This window comes from Myceligenerans indicum (genome assembly GCF_016742955.1).
Lineage (GTDB): Bacteria > Actinomycetota > Actinomycetes > Actinomycetales > Cellulomonadaceae > Myceligenerans > Myceligenerans indicum.
In genome coordinates, this window is record NZ_JABBYC010000006.1 from 22,627 (window position 1) to 38,717 (window position 16,091).

Annotated in this window: 12 protein-coding genes; 2 read left to right on the forward strand and 10 right to left on the reverse strand. The window is 71.1% G+C overall.

Annotated features, from left to right (window positions below):
- Positions 1 to 51: 51 nt before the first annotated feature.
- Both HGK34_RS05850 and HGK34_RS05855 read right to left on the reverse strand, forming a co-directional pair.
- The gene (locus HGK34_RS05850; protein WP_201845648.1) at positions 52 to 1,497 is read right to left on the reverse strand and encodes a serine hydrolase domain-containing protein; all 1,446 of its coding nucleotides are present in this window, start codon (positions 1,495 to 1,497) and stop codon (positions 52 to 54) included.
- A 107-nt stretch (positions 1,498 to 1,604) separates the two neighbouring features.
- A complete protein-coding gene (locus HGK34_RS05855; RefSeq protein ID WP_201845649.1) occupies positions 1,605 to 3,050 on the reverse strand; it encodes a GH1 family beta-glucosidase in 1,446 nt (481 codons plus the stop codon).
- A gap of 182 nt (positions 3,051 to 3,232) precedes the next feature.
- On the opposite strand from HGK34_RS05855, the gene HGK34_RS05860 reads away from it, so the two are divergent.
- Positions 3,233 to 3,472 (forward strand): hypothetical protein, encoded by a 240-nt coding sequence (locus HGK34_RS05860; protein WP_201845650.1) that lies wholly within the window; start codon positions 3,233 to 3,235, stop codon positions 3,470 to 3,472.
- Between the two features lie 20 nt (positions 3,473 to 3,492).
- Here the strand turns inward: HGK34_RS05860 and yicI are convergent, their stop codons facing one another.
- From yicI to HGK34_RS05885, 5 genes are read right to left on the reverse strand one after another with little or no spacing between them, the layout of a single operon-like run.
- Complete coding sequence (gene yicI, locus HGK34_RS05865) at positions 3,493 to 5,796, reverse strand: alpha-xylosidase (RefSeq protein WP_201845651.1); 2,304 nt, start codon at positions 5,794 to 5,796, stop codon at positions 3,493 to 3,495.
- A 55-nt stretch (positions 5,797 to 5,851) separates the two neighbouring features.
- Positions 5,852 to 6,742 (reverse strand): carbohydrate ABC transporter permease, encoded by an 891-nt coding sequence (locus HGK34_RS05870; RefSeq protein ID WP_201845652.1) that lies wholly within the window; start codon positions 6,740 to 6,742, stop codon positions 5,852 to 5,854.
- Between the two features lies 1 nt (position 6,743).
- Complete coding sequence (locus HGK34_RS05875; protein ID WP_244666463.1) at positions 6,744 to 7,712, reverse strand: carbohydrate ABC transporter permease; 969 nt, start codon at positions 7,710 to 7,712, stop codon at positions 6,744 to 6,746.
- Positions 7,705 to 9,009 carry an ABC transporter substrate-binding protein gene (locus HGK34_RS05880; RefSeq protein WP_201845653.1) on the reverse strand — a complete coding sequence of 435 codons (1,305 nt, stop codon included), beginning with the start codon at positions 9,007 to 9,009 and terminating at the stop codon, positions 7,705 to 7,707. Before HGK34_RS05880 ends, HGK34_RS05875 begins: the two co-directional genes overlap by 8 nt.
- Entirely contained in the window at positions 9,006 to 11,087 is a 2,082-nt protein-coding gene (locus HGK34_RS05885; protein WP_201845654.1) for a beta-galactosidase, read from the reverse strand. The genes HGK34_RS05880 and HGK34_RS05885 overlap by 4 nt, the downstream gene beginning before the upstream one ends.
- Before the next feature lie 235 nt (positions 11,088 to 11,322).
- Here HGK34_RS05885 and HGK34_RS05890 point away from each other — a divergent pair, with 235 nt between their 5' ends.
- The gene (locus tag HGK34_RS05890) at positions 11,323 to 12,336 is read left to right on the forward strand and encodes a LacI family DNA-binding transcriptional regulator (protein ID WP_201845655.1); all 1,014 of its coding nucleotides are present in this window, start codon (positions 11,323 to 11,325) and stop codon (positions 12,334 to 12,336) included.
- Between the two features lie 30 nt (positions 12,337 to 12,366).
- On the opposite strand, the gene HGK34_RS05895 is transcribed toward HGK34_RS05890, so the two are convergent.
- The 3 genes from HGK34_RS05895 to HGK34_RS05905 form a co-directional block, all read right to left on the reverse strand.
- The gene (locus HGK34_RS05895; RefSeq protein WP_307815809.1) at positions 12,367 to 13,299 is read right to left on the reverse strand and encodes a carbohydrate ABC transporter permease; all 933 of its coding nucleotides are present in this window, start codon (positions 13,297 to 13,299) and stop codon (positions 12,367 to 12,369) included.
- Positions 13,286 to 14,200 carry an ABC transporter permease gene (locus tag HGK34_RS05900; RefSeq protein WP_307815810.1) on the reverse strand — a complete coding sequence of 305 codons (915 nt, stop codon included), beginning with the start codon at positions 14,198 to 14,200 and terminating at the stop codon, positions 13,286 to 13,288. The genes HGK34_RS05895 and HGK34_RS05900 overlap by 14 nt, the downstream gene beginning before the upstream one ends.
- Positions 14,201 to 14,328: 128 nt before the next feature.
- Positions 14,329 to 16,002, reverse strand: coding sequence for a type 2 periplasmic-binding domain-containing protein (locus HGK34_RS05905; protein WP_201845657.1), 1,674 nt, complete (start codon positions 16,000 to 16,002; stop codon positions 14,329 to 14,331).
- Positions 16,003 to 16,091 lie beyond the last annotated feature (89 nt).

The following is a 16,091-nucleotide window of genomic DNA, read 5'->3' on the forward strand; positions in this document are numbered from 1 at the left end:
CAGGCGAATCCGAGTTGAACTCCCGGCGTGTCGCACCTGCCTGGGCGTGTCTCACTCCAGAGGGGCCGGCCGCCATCCACCCGCCCCACCGGGCAGGTCGGCATCCGGATCGTACGGCATCCGCGTGAAACAGAACGTGCCGACGTCGAGCGCGACGACCGTGCCGTCGCGCTCGACCGGCACGAGTCGCTCCCCCAGCCAGTACCCGCCGTCGACGCCGGTCCAGGGCCCGCCACCAGGTCGCGTGAACGCCGTCCCCCGCCCCCCCTCGTCCGCCGACCGCAGGACGAGGCGCCCCGGCCCCTCCAGGCTCACCGTGAACGGAGCCGGACCCCAGTACCAGGTGCCGAGCACGTCGAGCGGAACCTCGCCACGGTCCTGCGACGCGCCGTGGCCCGGAGGGCCCTCGCCGACCGGGCGCCCCACGTGCCCGGGCTCGTCCCGCATCACCCGGAGGAACGGTCCGCCACCGCCGAATCCGGCCGTCGACGACCCGCAGACCGCCACGACGTCGCCCGAGACCGGGTCGGCACGCAGGTCCGCCGTGAAGCCCGGCACCGAGCCACCGTGACCGACCGTCCGGACGTCGCCGTCCTGCCGCACGCGCACCCCCAGGCCGTGGGAGGTCTCCCACGGCCCTCCGCCGGGCCCGGCATCGTCCGCGACGACACGCGGCACCGCCATGAGCTCCCGCAGCTCGCGCGACAGCACGAGGCCGTCCGCCGCGACGTCCGGCCCCCGGCCCGTCAGCCACATGCCGAAGCGCACGAGGTCGGCCGCCGTCGACCACACCTCGCCCGCGGGACCCAGGGCGCCGTAGGCGGCCACGGGCTCGTCGTGCACGAGCCCGGCGTGTGGGTGCACCGCGTACCCCGTGACGGCCGGCCCGGCCGGCGCACGGCCGGTCGCGGTCATCCCGAGCGGCGTCCACAGCTCCTGGCGCAGCACTTCGTCCCACGCGCGCCCGCGGTGCACCTCGACCAGCCTGCCCAGCACCGCGAAGCCCGTGTTCGAGTAGTGGTAGCGGTCGCCCGGATCCCAGAGCGGCTGCGGGGCGGACGCGACCAGGTCCTCCCACGGCCCGTGGCCGGCGCGCTCCCACCACGGACCCGGAGGCTCCGCCGGCAGCCCGCTCGTGTGCGTCAGGAACTGGCGTACCGTCGCATCGCCGGCGGGCGCGTCCGGGACGTGCGTGCCGATCGGGTCCGGGAGCGCCACGCGCCCCTCCTCCACGAGCCGGAGCACGGCGACGGCGACCATCGGCTTGGTGATCGACCCGATGCGGAAGGCATGGCCGGGTGTCGCCGGCTCACCGGGCGCACCGTCCGCGTCCGCCGGCTCGCCGGCGTGCGGCCCGGCAGGAAGGCTCGCGCTTCCCACGGCCCCTTCCCAGACGAGCTCGCCGCCACGCCCGGCCGCGGCGGCGAGCGCCGGGACCCGGGAGTGGCGGCGGGCACGGTCCAGGAGCTCGTCGAGCGCGGGCGCGAGGTCGTTCATTCTGGAAGGTTACCGACGCACGACGATCGCGCGAGGACCACGACCACCCGCCGCCCGGCATCGGGCCCGCCCCAGGCGGGACCCCGGGTGCGGCCGGTCCGCCGGCATCAGGGTTCGACGTCGGTCACCTCCGGAAGCACGCCCGTCGCCACCAGCCTGCGGTACCAGTGGGCGGAGTCCTTCCAGATGCGCTCCTGGGTGTCGTAGTCGACCCGGATGATGCCGAAGCGGCGGTCGTAGCCGTAGGCCCACTCGAAGTTGTCCAGGAGGGACCAGGCGAAGTAGCCGCGCACGTCCGCACCCTTGTCGCGCGCCCTGCCCAGCGCCTCGACGTGGTCGTGCAGGTACCGCACGCGACGCGGGTCGTGCACGCGCGCCACACCGCCGGAGACCGTGACCTCGTCGTCGAACGCCGCGCCGTTCTCGGTCACCATGAGCGGCAGGTCCGGGTAGCGCTCGTGCAGCTCGACGAGCAGGTCGGTGAGGCCGGCCGGCTCGATGTTCCAGCCCATCGCCGTCCAGGGGCCCGGCTGGGGCAGGAACTCGACGTCCTCGGCACCGATCCACGGGGTACCCGCGGAGTCCTTGTGGCCGTCCGCCTGCTGCCGCTCCCCCTCGCCCGACCAGGCCCGCACCCGGGCGGTGGAGTAGTAGTTCACCCCGAGAACGGTGAGCGGCTGCCTGATGATGTCCAGGTCGCCGTCGTGCACGAACGACCAGTCGGTGAGCGGGGCGGTTCGTTCGAGCAGCCCCGCCGGGTAGGCCCCCTCCAGGAGGGGCCCGAGGAACGACTCGTTGGCGATCTCGTCCGCCTTGCGCCTGGCCGCGAGGTCGAGGTCCGACGACGGGTCGTCGGGCCGTACGACATGCAGGTTGAGCGTGATCGACACCTTCGCCGCGGCGCCCAGGACGTCGCGGATCTCCTGCACCGCCCGGCCGTGGGCGAGGTTGAGGTGGTGGATCGCCGTCAGGGCGGCGACCGGGTCGCTGATCCCGGGGGCGTGGACGCCCGAGCCGTAGCCGAGCAGTGCCGTGCACCAGGGTTCGTTCAGCGTGGTCCAGACGTCGATGCGGTCGCCGAACTCCTCGGCCATCCGGCGCGCGTAGGCGGCGAACGCCTCGACCGTGGCGCGGTTCGTCCAGCCCCCCGCATCCTGGAGCTCCTGCGGCAGGTCCCAGTGGTACAGCGTGACGACGGGCCTGACGCCGGCCTCCAGCAGGGCGTCCACGAGGTCGGAGTAGAACCGGATGCCCTCCGCGTTGAAGTCGCCGCTACCGGACGGCTGCACGCGCGGCCAGGCGATCGAGAACCGGTAGGCGTCCAGGCCGAGGTCTGCGATGTGTCGCACGTCCTCGCGCCACCGGTGGAAATGGTCGTCGGCCACGTCGCCCGTGTCGCCGTTCAGGGTCTTGCCCGGGGTGTGGGAGAACGTGTCCCAGATCGACGGGCCACGGCCGCCCTCGGTCACGCCGCCCTCGATCTGGTAGGAGGCCGTGGCCGATCCCCAGGTGAAGTCGCCGGGGAAGGTACGGGCGTCGCTCGGTGTCGCCATGTGTGTCTCCGTGAAATCGATGTCGAACTTCTTCGTCGGGCAGCGGCATCGCCGTCGTCGATGTCGGCCACCGGATCTATCGTCACCCGCGACCGCCGGAGGGGGAAACCGGCTGGCGGGGATGGAGGTGTGCGGGTATCTTCGAACATGTTTACGACAGCGGGGCGATGGAGGGGTGCAGGATGTCAGCAGTGGAGGCGGCCCTGGCCGCGGCGATCGACGCGATTCTGACCACACCGATGGTGACCTACCGGCACGCGGAGGCCACGCACCCGCCGCGTTCCGGCTTCGGCACCCGGTACGACGTGGTCGTGCCTCCGGAGCCCCTGCACGTGCCCGCCGGTCCCCCGCGGCCGGCGGGCGCCCCGGCCCGTGCCGCCGTGCTCCGTGGTGGCACGGACCTGGACGCACCGGCCGGATAGGCGGCACGCGCTCCGGAGGGTCACCCGGCCACGGGGATCACCACCTCGCCGGGACCCTCCGCGCGGGCGCCACGACCGGCGACCTCGACTCCCCATCCGGCGGGCGCGTCGGTGGAGCTCACGTTCACCGTGTCGCCGGTCCGCCGCACGGTGAACCGCGCGGGCCGCCCGGTCCCGCCTGGCACGACGACCTCGCGCTCGTACCCGTCGGGGAGCTCGAAGCAGTGCAGCGTGACGCCCTCGGCCCAGGCGTAGTCCGGCCGGTGGTCGTGCGCGCCCACCGGGACGACCGCGCCCGGCCGAGCGAGCAGTGGCAGAGAGTCGAAGCCGTGCTCCTCGGTGACCCACCGTGAGCCGCGGACCGTCGCGGGCGCCGTGTCGGCGGGGCCGTCGGCGAGCGCCGGGAGCAGCGGGCTCCACTCCCCCTCGGGCAGGTAGTAGCTCACCCGCCCGTCGGAGCGGAACACCGGTGCCACGAGCAGGCTGTCGCCGAGCATGTACTGGGTGTCGACGGTGGCGGCCGCGGGGTCGCCCGGGAACTCCAGCACCATGGCGCGCATGACGGGAGTGCCGTCGCGGTCCACCTGGGCGGACGCCTGGCCGAGGTACGGCATGAGTGACATCTTCAGCCGGGTGAACCGGCGCAGCACGCTGACGACCTCGTCGTCGAACGCCCAGGGCACGCGGTAGGAGTCGGATCCGTGCAGACGCGAGTGCGAGGAGAGCAGGCCGAACGCGGTCCACCGCTTGAACACCGCCGGATCCGGCGTGCCCTCGAACCCGCCGATGTCGTGGCTCCAGTAGCCGAACCCGGACAGTGACAGCGACAGGCCGCCGCGCAGGGACTCCGCCATGGACACGAACGTGGACTCGCAGTCACCGCCCCAGTGCACGGGGAAGGACTGTCCGCCTGCGGTCGCGGACCGCGCGAACAGCACGGCCTCCCCGCGCCCGCGCTCCTGCTCGAGCAGGTCGAAGACCGCCTGGTTGTACAGCTGGGCGTAGTAGTTGTGCATGCGCTGCGGGTCGGACCCGTCGTGCCAGACGACGTCGGTGGGGACACGCTCCCCGAAGTCCGTCTTGAAGCAGTCCACGCCCTGGTCCAGCAGCACGCGCAGCTTGCCCTGGTACCAGGCGACGGCGTCGGGGTTGGTGAAGTCGACCAGCGCCATGCCGGCCTGCCACTTGTCCCACTGCCAGACGTCGCCGTCCGGGGTGGTCACCAGGTAGCCCTTCTCAGCGCCTTCGCGGAACAGGTGGGAGCGCTGGGCGATGTAGGGGTTGATCCACACGCAGACCTTCAGCCCGCGGTCGTGCAGCCGGGCCAGCATCCCCTCGGGGTCGGGGAACGTGGCCGGGTCCCAGACGAAGTCGCACCAGTGGAACTGGCGCATCCAGAAGCAGTCGAAGTGGAACACCGACAGCGGGATGTCACGCTCGGCCATGCCGTCGATGAAGCTGGTGACGGTGGCCTCGTCGTAGCTCGTGGTGAAGGAGGTGGAGAGCCACAGGCCGTAGGACCAGGCCGGGACGACGGCGGGCCGTCCCGTGAGGGACGTGTAGCGCCGCAGGATGTCGGCCGGGGTGGGCCCGTGGATCACGTAGTACTGGAGCGACTGGCCCGGAACCGAGAACTGGGTGCGGCTGACGACCTCGGTTCCCACCTCGAACGACACCCGCTCGGGGTGGGCCACGAACACGCCGTAACCGCGGTCGGTGAGGTAGAACGGCACGTTCTTGTAGGCCAGCTCGCTCGCCGTGCCCCCGTCCTCGTTCCAGATGTCGATGCTCTGGCCGTTCTTCACGAACGCGCCGAACCGCTCGCCGAGACCGTAGACGTGCTCGCCGACGCCGAGACCGAGCTGCTCGTGCACGAAGTCGCCCTCGGGGGTCGTCGCGACGCCGATGCTCCGGGCGGAGGAGGTGGTGAGCACCTCTCCGTCGGCCACGAAGTCGACCTGCCACGGGCCGTCCGTGGCGACACGGGCGGTGAGGCCGCCCGAGGTGAACTCGGCGGGGCCGTCGCCCAGGGTGTCGGGTGTGACGATCTTGACCACCGCCGGCTCCCGGTGGACCGCGAAGTGCGGCCCGGGATCACGGCGGCCCTGGTGGTGCTCGATGCGCACGCCGATCACGTCGTCGGCCGGGGCGTCGAACGTCACGGTCACGACCGGACGGTTGAGGGTGTCGCCACGCCGGGTGATCGGCGCGGTCGGCGCGTACACGGTGAGCGTGTCCGCGCCGGCCTCCACCGCGTCGACGTCGCGCGGGCGAAGCATGTCGACGCCGGGTCGAAGCTCCCAGTAGCCGTCGGTGAATCTCATGGCTGATACCTCGCTTGATCGTGGTCGGGGTCGTGGTCCAACGGGCCGGACGCGGTCACTTGACCGCCCCGGCGGTCACGCCCCGGGTCAGGGTGCGTTGGAAGATGAGGAAGAACACGACGGCGGGCACGAGGGAGACGAGCGTCCCCGCGTTGATGGTGGGGGCGTCCATCATCCGGTCGCCCTGCAGTGAGGCCAGGGCGATCGGGATGGTCTGGGTGTCGTTGGTGGTGAGCATGACCAGCGGGATGAAGAACTCGTTCCAGGTCCAGATGAAGAAGAAGATCATCAGGACCGACAGGGTCGGGCGCATGATCGGGAAGACCACCTGCCAGAGGATGCGCCACCGGCTCGCGCCGTCGAGCGCGGCGGCCTCCAGGAGCGCGGGCGGGAACGTGCCCAGTACCGAGGACAGCAGGTAGGTGCCGAACGCCGACTGGATGACGGTGAAGATGATGATCACCGACCACTGCGAGTTGGATAGGCCCACGGACTGCGCCATCGTGAACAGGGGGTAGATCAGGGCCTCCTGCGGCAGCATGTTCGCCAGCAGGAACAGCGTGACGATCCACAGCCGCCCCTTCACCCGCCCGATGCCGATCGCGTAGGCGTTGAGCAGCGACAGCAGCGCGCCCAGCACGGCCACGACGGCCGAGATGAACACGGAGTTCCACAGCTTCACCGGGAACTCGGTGCGCTCCCAGAAGGCCACCACCCCGTCGAGGTAGATGCTCGACGGCAGGGACAACGGCCCGTTCGCCGAGTAGTCCTGCGGCGACTTGACCGCGTTGAGCAGCATGATGCCGAACGGCGCGAGGATCACGAGCCCCACGAGAACGGCCACGGCAAGCACCAGCCAGCGGCCGGCCCCACGCCGGTAGCGGGAGTCGATGCCGGAGTGACGCAGGCGCAGGCGGGGCGCGCGCACGGATGTGGCGACAGCCATGTCAGATCCCCTCTCGCTCACGCCGTTCCGCCCGGCTCTGCAGCCCGAGGATGATCACGGCCACCGCGACGATCACGAGCGTGAGCACCGTGGCGATCGCGGCTCCGTACCCGACGTGGGACTTGTCGAAGAAGTTCAGGTAGGAGTAGTAGCTCGGCACCAGCGTGGAGCTCTCCGGGCCGCCGCGCGTCAGCACGTAGATGGGGGCGAACACCTTGAGGGCCGCCACCGTGCAGGTCAGGGTGACCACGAAGGTCTCCGGCCGGATCTGGGGCACGGTGATGGCCCGGAACCGGTGCCACCAGCCGGCGCCGTCCAGCTCGGCCGCCTCGTACAGCTCCGGGTCCACGCGTTGCAGGGCCGCCATGAAGATGACCACCGGGTAGCCGATCTGGATCCAGATCAGCACGAGCATCACGGACGGCAGCGCGGTGGCGGGGTCGCCGAGCCAGTTGGGCGGGGAGTCCATGCCCATCCCGCGCAGGATCTCGTTGAGCGCGCCGGTCTGGGAGTTCAGGATCCAGTTCCACAGCACGCCGGCCACGGCCACGGGCAGGATCTGCGGCAGGTAGTAGGTGGCCCGCAGCACCGAGGAGACCCGCTCGCCGAACCGCCGTCCGAGGTAGTCGAACAGCACCGCCGCGAGCAGCAGCCCGACGAGCGTGGGCACGAGCACCATCGCGACGATCATCGCCACGGAGTTGCCGAACGACGTCCAGAACTGGTCGTCGCCCATCAGGTCCGCGTAGTTGCCGAGCCCGTTCCAGCGCAGCGGCGCCATGCCTCCGCGCCACTTGAACAGGCTGAAGTACACGTTCGTGAGAAGCGGGTAGCCGATCACGACGGCGAACGCGACCGCGCCGGGCAGCAGGTAGGGCAGATAGCCCACCCAGGCCGCCCGGGCGCGGCGCGGTGCTCGCGGGCGCCGCCGGGCCCGCGAGCGCCGTGCCGTCAGGACGCTCTCAGCCATCGAGCAGGTCTGCCTTGCCCTCGTCGTACGCGCTCTGCAGCCCGTCCAGCACCTCGCTCGGTGTCTTGGACCGGTTGACCAGGGACTGGAGCTGGCTGACGATCACGTCGTAGTAGCCGGGCACCGGCCAGTCGGGGTAGTAGGCGAGGCCGTCGTCGTCCAGGATCGCCTGGAAGTTCTCGGTGAGTTCGCGGGTGCGCTCGTCGTCGATGACGGACGGGTCGCCCGCCACGGGCAGGCCGCCCTCGGTGGCCAGCACGTTCTGCACCTCGGGGCGCAGCGTGATGTCGATGAACTCCTCGGCCAGGCTCGGGGAGTCCGCGTTGGCCGGCACGACCCACAGGTTGCCCGACGAGCCCGGGTGCAGGGCGTTGCCGGGGAAGTTGAACTGACCCCAGTCCGCCTGGACCTCGGACGCGAGGCGGCCGAACCACCAGGAGCCGCTGACCATGATCGGGTACGTGCCGTCGATGAACGAGACGCCCATGTCCTCGGCCGTGAGGGCCGCCGAGTCGGAGGCGATGTAGCCCTTGTCGATCCACTCGTCGAGCTTTTCGGTGGCCTGAGTCATCGCCTGGTCGTGGAAGTCGACGTCGTTCGCGAAGAGCTGGTAGTCGTCCACCAGGTCCCGGTCGCCGTAGGCGAGCACGAGCTCGTACCAGAGCTGGCCCAGCGGGTACTCGGCGCCGGCCTCGGCCAGGGGGGTGATGCCCTCCTTCTTGAAGGCGGCCAGCACGTCCTCGAACTCGTCGAGGGTGGTGGGCTCGGCGAGACCGAGCTCGGCGAACATGTCCTTGTTGTAGTAGACGCCCACGAACTCGCCGTAGTTCGGCACCCCGTACCAGTCGCCGGAGCCCATGAGGCCCTGTTCGTCGTACCGCGCGGTGGTCGCCAGCGAGCCGGTCAGCGTCTTGTCCCAGCCGCGCTCGGCGGCCTGGTCGGTCAGGGGGGTCAGGAGTCCCTGGGCGGCGAGCTGGCCCGCGGTGGCGTTGCCCTTGTTGAACTCCATGACGTCGGGCACGTCGTCACCGGTGAGGACGATCTTGGCGTTCTTCTGGATCTGCTCGAACGTCTGCTTCTCGACGTCGACCGTGACGTCCGGGTTCTCCTCCTCGAAGATCCGGATGGCCTCGGCCCACGCCTTGCCCATCGCCGAGTCGTCGTTCTCGTAGTGCCAGATCGTCAGCGTGCTGTCGTCCGTGTCGCCGCCGCCTGCGGCCTGACCGGTACAGCCGGTCAGGGCCAGGGCGCCCGCGAGAACGGTCCCCACGACGGCCGTCGTGCGCTTGTGGTTCATTGCCTATCTCCTTGTTCGCGAAACCGCGGGGCCGGGTGCCCGGCGTCGGCAGGCAGCAGTGCCACCGCGTCGGTCGGTCCCACGGTCGTCTCGCCCGACACGGTCGTGCCGGTGAGCAGGTCGGTCCAGGTCCCCGGCACGTCGAGGCGTGCCGGTTCGCCGGAGTGGTTGAGCAGGAACAGGACGTCGCCGCGGCGCACTGCCTCGGTCTCGTCCCCGGGGTCCCGCCGGGCGTTGAGGGCGGCCAGGCCGGGCAGCAAGGGTTCGACCCCCGCCTGCTCCACCGCGGCGCGCAGCACCGTGGCGAGGGTGTCGCCGTCGGGCACGGTGGCGAGGTACCAGGCGGTGCCGCGGCGGGACGCGTCGCCGTCCGGCGGCGTGTGCCGCGTGATCGCGGGACTGCCCGCGAGGTGCCCGGACGCGAAGGTGGCGAGTACGTCGGCGCCGTCGGTCCGGAGGCGTTCGCCCAGGACGGTCGCGCCACCCGCGGGGTGCAGGGCCACGCCGCCGTCCGGCAGCGGGGCCCACTCCTCGCCGCTCACGCCGAGCAGGCCGGCGAGCAGCACGGGGAAGCGGCCGGTGCGCACGTGCGCGTTGCCGTCGGCGACGCCGCTGAAGGGCCCGACGACGAGGTTCGCGCCCCGCTCGACCGCTCCGGCCAGGAGGTCGGCGCCGACCGGGTCCAGGATGAACAGGTTGGGCACCAGCACGACGTCGTACGCGGCCAGGTCTGTTCCGGGCCGCACCACGTCGGCGGCCACGCCGTCGGTCCACAGGACGCGGTGCCAGGCGCGGAGCTGCTCGAGCGGGTCGAGCCGGTCGGTGGGCCCGGCCGGCTCGGTGGCGGCCCACCAGGAGGGCCAGTCCCACAGCAGGGCCACGCGCGCGGGGACGCGCCCGCCGGTGACGGGCCGCAGGCGGGCGAGGTCCGCGCCGAGACGGCGGATCCCCTGGTGGGCGAGGGTGTCGGGCCCGGCGTGGGGAAGCATCGCGGAGTGAAAGCGTTCGGCTCCCGCGCGCGAGGCCCGCCACTGGAAGAAGCAGATCCCGTCCGCTCCGCGGGCCACCGCCTGCAGCGACTCCAGCCGCGACCGCTCCGGCGACCTGGGCAGGTTGTGCGGCCGCCAGCTCACCGCTCCGGCGGCCTGCTCCATGAGGATCCACGGCTCGCCGCCGCGCAGCGAGCGCATCAGGTCCTGCCCCAGCGCGGACGACGACGGGGCGTGCGGGTCGGCCGGGTCGGGGTAGGCGTCGTCGGCCACGACATCGAGCTCGGCGGCCCAGGTGGCGTAGTCGACGAGCGGGAAGAAGCCCATCAGGTTGGTGGTGACCGGCTGGGTGGCGCCGGCGGCGCGGATCGCGTCGCGCTGCTCGCGGTAGATCTCCAGCAGCAGGTCGGACGAGTACCGGCGCCAGTCCAGCGACTGGGTCGGGTTGGGGTGGTAGGGCATGCGGCGGGGCGGCAGGATCTCGTCGAACGTGGCGTAGCGCTGGGACCAGAAGGTGGTTCCCCAGGCCTCGTTGAGGCCGTCGATGTCGCCGTAGCGGGCACGCAGCCAGGCGCGGAACCGCCCCGCCGCCTCGCGGCCGTAGCAGACCTGGCCCAGCTCGTTGCCGACGTGCCACATGCGGACCGCCGGGTGGGCCGCGTAGCGCTCGGCGAGGTCGTGCGTGATGGCCAGGGCCGCGTCGCGGTAGACCTGCGAGGCGGGGCTGAAGTGGTTCCGGGAGCCGGCCACGAGCCGCACGCCGTCCGCGTCGACGGGCAGGGTCTCGGGGTGGCGGACGCCCAGCCAGGCCGGTGGCGAGGCCGTGGGGGTCGCCAGGTCCACGCCGACGCCGTGCTCGTGGAGCAGTCCGAGCACGTCGTCCAGCCAGCCGAGGTCGCGGGCACCGGGCTCCGGTTCGTACGTCGCCCAGCTGAAGACGCCCACGGTCACGAGGTTGACGCCGGCCTGCCGCATGAGGCGCGCGTCCTCGTGCCACACGTCGCGCGGCCACTGCTCCGGGTTGTAGTCCCCACCGAAGCGGATGCCGCCGTCGGCCACGAGCGCGTCGAACCCCTCGGTCGTCGGCATCGTCACCCTCCTGTCCGGACGTCGGTGTCTGGCTCATCGCCTCGACGGGATCGTCGAAGCGATTCAACACGCTAGCTGTAGGCAGGGACTCATGTCCAGTGCCATCCTTGGCGAATTTCGCTAGCATTCCATCGAAGCGCTTCCCTACCATGAGGCACACTGATGTGCCGGCATGTGCCGAGCACACGACCTGCCGCCCCGCCGGGCACCGCGGCACCCGACCTGAAGGAGCACCGTGGCCACGATCGACGACGTCGCCAAGACAGCCGGAGTCTCGGCCTCGACCGTGTCCTACGTGCTGTCGGGCAAACGGCCCATCTCCGGGCCCACCCGCGCACGCGTCGAGCGCGCCATCGAGAAGCTCGGCTACCGCCCGCACGCGGGGGCGCGGGCCCTGGCCTCGGCCCGCACCAACGTCATCGCGCTGATGGCACCCCTGCGCGTCGGCGTGAACGTCCCGGTGATCATGCAGTTCGTCACGGGCGTCGTCACCCGCGCCCGTGACTTCGAGCACGACGTTCTCCTGCTGACCCAGGACGACGTGAGCGGCCTGGACCGGGTGACCGGCGGCTCCATGGTGGACGCCCTGGTCATGATGGACATCGAGGCGGACGATCCGCGCGTTCCCCTGGTGGCCGCCGCCAAGCAGCCGGCCGTGCTCGTCGGGCTTCCGGAGGACCCGGAGGGCCTCAGCTGCGTCGACCTCGACTTCGAGGCCGCCGGCCGGCTCGCCGTCCGGCACCTCGCCGCGACGGGACACACCGACGTCGCACTCATCGGCTCACCGCCCGAGGTGCTGCGGCGGCACACCTCGTACGCCGAACGGCTGATGCGCGGGCTGCGCAGCCAGGCCCAGGCCTCCGACGTCACCGTGCGGGTGGAGGCCTGCGACTCCTCGCCGTCGGGCGCCTCGCAGGCGGTGGACACGCTGCTGGCGACCGCGCCCGACACCACCGGGATCATCGTGCACAACGAGGGCGCCCTCCCCCACGTGCTGTCCCGCCTGGCCGAGCGCGGCATCGCGGTCGGCACCGACATGGCCGTGGTCGCGGTCTGCCCCAAGGACGTGGCCCTGGCCCAGCGCATCCCGATGACCAGCATCGACCTGCCCGCCGAGGACATCGGCAGGGTCGCGGTCGACATGGTGATGACCCGGCTCGACGGCGATCAGCCGTCCGAGACGCGGCTGCTCGCTCCGGTGCTCACCGAGCGGGAGAGCTCCACCCCCGGGCCCGCCGCCGACGGCTGACGGCGGCGCCACCCGCCGTCAGGCCGCCGCCTACCCCTTGATGGCCCCGAGGATCACGCCCTTGGTGAAGTGGCGCTGCACGAACGGGTACACGAGCAGCACCGGGATCACCGCGAGCACCAGCACCGCCATCTTCACCGGCAGCCCGGTCACGGCACCGTCGTCCACGTCGACCTGACCGGTCCCGCTGCCGGGCAGCGTCACTCCTTGCAGCACGTAGGAGCGCAGCACGAGCTGCAGCGGCCACTTGGCGTTGTCGTTGATGTACAGCATCGCGTTGAAGAACGCGTTCCAGTAGCCCACCCCGTAGAACAGGGCGACGACCGCGATCGCAGCCTTCGACATCGGCAGCACGATCCGGCCCAGAACCAGCCAGTCGTTCGCCCCGTCGACCCGCGCGGCATCGAGGATCTCGCGGTCGATCCCCATGAAGAACGACCGCAGGATCAGCACGTTGAACGCCGAGACCGCCGTCGGCAGGATCAGCGACCAGTAGGAGTCGATCAGCCCGAGATTGCTCACCAGCAGGTACGTGGGGATCATCCCGGCGCCGAAGAACATGGTGACGAGGAAGACGAACAGGATCGGCCGGTGCCACAGCGATCCCGGCCTGCTCATCCCGTAGGCGGCGAGGATGGAGACCACGGTCGACAGCACGGTCCCGACCGCCGTCACCCCGATCGACACCAGGGTGGCCCGGGTGACGATCCCTCCGGACAGGATCTGCTCGTAGGCGGCCAGGGACAGCGTCCCGGGCACGGTGACGAGCCCGCCTGCGCGCGTGACGTCAGCCTGCGAGGACAGGCTGGTCAGCACGATCGTGTACAGCGGGAAGAGCACCGCGGCCACGATCGCCACCAGGACCAGTGCCTTCACGGCCAGCCCTGCCGGGTTCGGGTCCTCCTCCCAGACGGGGCGGTTCCCGCCCCGCACGAACTTCCGGTACGCACTAGCGCTCAGCACGCTGATACACCCCCGCTTCCCCGAAGACATGGGCCACCCTGTTGGCCGCGAGCACCAGGACCAGTGAAACGATGCCCTTGACCAGGCCGGCGGCCGCCGCGAACGCCCAGTCGCCGTTGATGACGCCCTGGTGGTACACGAACGTGTCCAGCACCTCGGACACCCCCACCCCCACCGCGTTGCGCTGCAGGATGAGCTGTTCGAACCCCACCGTGAGCGAGTCGCCGAGGCGCAGGATCAGCAGCAGCACGATCACCGGCCGCAGCGCGGGCAGGGTCACGTGCCACATGCGCCGCCACCGGTTCGCGCCGTCGACCACGGCCGCCTCGTACAGGTTCGGGTTCACGGTGCTGAGGGCCGCGAGGAAGATGATGATCCCCCACCCGGCGTCCTTCCAGACGACCTGTGCCGTGATGAGCAGGTAGAACGTGTCGGGGTCGGTCATGAGGTCGAACCCGGCCGAGCCCGCCTCGCGCAGCCGGCCGGCCACGTAGCCCGCCCCGCCGAAGATCTGCTGGAAGATCGTCACGACGATCACCCAGGAGAAGAAGTGCGGGAGGTACACGATCGACTGGATGGTGGTCCGTACGGCGGGGGACAGCACACTGTGCAGCAGCAGCGCCAGCGCGATCGGCACCGGGAAGAACAGGACGATCTGGAACGCGGAGATGATCAGCGTGTTGACCACCGCGTCGAGGAACAGCGGGTTGGTGAACACCCGCTCGAAGTTCCACCAGCCCACGAACGGGCTGTTCAGGAAGCCCGTGTACGGCGAGTAGTCCTGCCAGGCGATGACGTTGCCGAGCATCGGCACGTAGGCGAACACCGCCAGCAGCACCACGGCCGGCAGCGTCATGAGCAGCAGGGCCCCGTCGCGGCGCAGTCGCGTGCGGAACGCCACCTTCCGGCGCCTGCCGGGAGCCGGCCGCGGGGGCGCGGCCGGCCGTCCCGGCCCGCGCCCGCCGTCCGTCGTCGTGGCCGGCTCCGGTCCCCGGGGCGGGTGCCCCCGGCGGGGGCTGACGTGCACGCTCACTGCTTGTCCAGGATGTCCTGGTAGAAGGCGCGCAGCTCGTCACCGCCGGAGGACCGCCACGTCTCGACGGCCTCGTCGAGGTCCGCGAGGGTCTTGCGGCCACGCGCGATGTCCTTCTCCAGGTCGTCGAACGGGGCGTTCAACGAGGCGAACCGCTGCGGCTCGGTGATCTGCGTACCGTAGAACAGCGGCTCGGTGACGTACTGGCTGGCGTCGGCCATCCAGGTGCAGTAGGCCTCGACGAAGCCCGGGTACTGCACCTTGGTGTTCACCACGGGCGGGTCCACGAGGAAGATGTACGACTGCGCCACCTCGGTGGCGGCCGCCTCGGTGGGGACCGGCAGCCCGTCACCGTCCAGGGTGTAGTGCTCGCCCTCGACGCCGTAGTTGATGAGCTGGTACTCCGTGGTGCCGAACGGCGAGGCGAGGAAGTCGGCGGCGGCGAGCAGCTCCTCGATCTCGGCCTTGTTCTCGCGCTTCTTCAGGAACGAGAAGATGTTCGCCGGCGCGCCCTTCCACACCACCGGTGTGCCGCCGTCGTGCGCGATCGGGGCGAACGGCCGCGGGTCGAAGTCCGGGTTGCCAGGCAGGACCCGGCCCAGCGACTCGTGCCAGCCTCCGACTCCGTCGGTCGCGATCACGATCTCGCCGGCCTCGAACAGCGGCTTGATCTCCTCGGCCTTGTCCGCCACGGCGTCCGGGTGCACGGCGCCGGACGCGTACAGCCGGGCCTGCCAGTCGAGCGCCGCCCGGTACTCCTCCGACTCCATCCGGCTGACCAGCGAGCCGTCGTCGGCGAGCTTCCAGTTGTTCTGGGGCGGCACCGCGAACATCATGTTGGCCGCCACCCACTGGTCGGCCGAGCCCCAGCGGTTCTTGTCCGGGTCGGTGAGCTCCTTGGCGAGCTCGATGAACTCCTCGGCGTCCCGGGGCTGCTCGGTGACACCGAGCTCGGCGAAGATGTCGGCCCGGTGGAAGGTGGCGTTCTGGATCACCTCGCCGGGGAAGGGCAGGCCGTAGAGCTTGTCGTTGAAGACGCAGTAGCGCCAGGCGTCCGTGGGGAGGTTGGCGAGGTTCTTGTACCTCGTGATGTTGTCGCCGGAGAGGTAGGGCGTGAGGTCCTCGAAGAGCGCTTCCACGGCCTGGCCGAAGCGCGGGGGGACGTTCCACGTGGGGATGCAGACCCAGTCCGGCACGTCCTTCTCGGAGGCCAGCACGGCCGCGAGCTTGTCGCCGTAGGTGTTGCCGTCGGAGATCCGGAAGTCGATGGTGGCGCCCATCGCCGCGCCGACGGCCTCGAAGTACGGGTTGCCGTCGATCTTCGGGATCGCGCTCCACAGCGGCGTCATCGCCGTGTAGGTCCCTCCCGATGCCGGGGGCGCCTCGAAGGCGGTGACGAGCTCGTCCGGGATCGCCGCATAGCCCGCGGTGGAGCCGTTGACCCCGGGGAAGTCCGGCGCGACGTACTCGATCGGGACGTAGGACGGCAGGACGTCCGAGCTGACCGTGCCGCCGCCCTCGACGGGACCGGCCGGGGCGGTCGAGGTGCACGCCGTGAGCAGGGAGGGGACGCCGACGGCGCCCGCTCCCAGCGCGACGAGGTTGAGGAAGGACCGGCGGTTCACGGGTCCGACGGCGGTCGATGCGGCATCCAGGGCGTTCTGGGACATGGACTTCACTCCTTCGTGAGCGACGCACTGCGCTGTGGCCGACGCCCGGCGACAGTAGCGGGTAACCGGTTCCCGTCACACTGTTGTCG

Coding starts and splice junctions, on each gene's coding strand:
- HGK34_RS05905 (WP_201845657.1), bottom strand. CDS start 16,002: ATGTCCCAGAACGCCCTGGATGCCGCATCGACCGCCGTCGGACCCGTG.
- HGK34_RS05885 (WP_201845654.1), bottom strand. CDS start 11,087: ATGCCGACGACCGAGGGGTTCGACGCGCTCGTGGCCGACGGCGGCATC.
- HGK34_RS05860 (WP_201845650.1), top strand. CDS start 3,233: ATGTCAGCAGTGGAGGCGGCCCTGGCCGCGGCGATCGACGCGATTCTG.
- HGK34_RS05855 (WP_201845649.1), bottom strand. CDS start 3,050: ATGGCGACACCGAGCGACGCCCGTACCTTCCCCGGCGACTTCACCTGG.
- yicI (WP_201845651.1), bottom strand. CDS start 5,796: ATGAGATTCACCGACGGCTACTGGGAGCTTCGACCCGGCGTCGACATG.
- HGK34_RS05870 (WP_201845652.1), bottom strand. CDS start 6,742: ATGGCTGTCGCCACATCCGTGCGCGCGCCCCGCCTGCGCCTGCGTCAC.
- HGK34_RS05880 (WP_201845653.1), bottom strand. CDS start 9,009: ATGAACCACAAGCGCACGACGGCCGTCGTGGGGACCGTTCTCGCGGGC.
- HGK34_RS05850 (WP_201845648.1), bottom strand. CDS start 1,497: ATGAACGACCTCGCGCCCGCGCTCGACGAGCTCCTGGACCGTGCCCGC.
- HGK34_RS05875 (WP_244666463.1), bottom strand. CDS start 7,712: ATGGCTGAGAGCGTCCTGACGGCACGGCGCTCGCGGGCCCGGCGGCGC.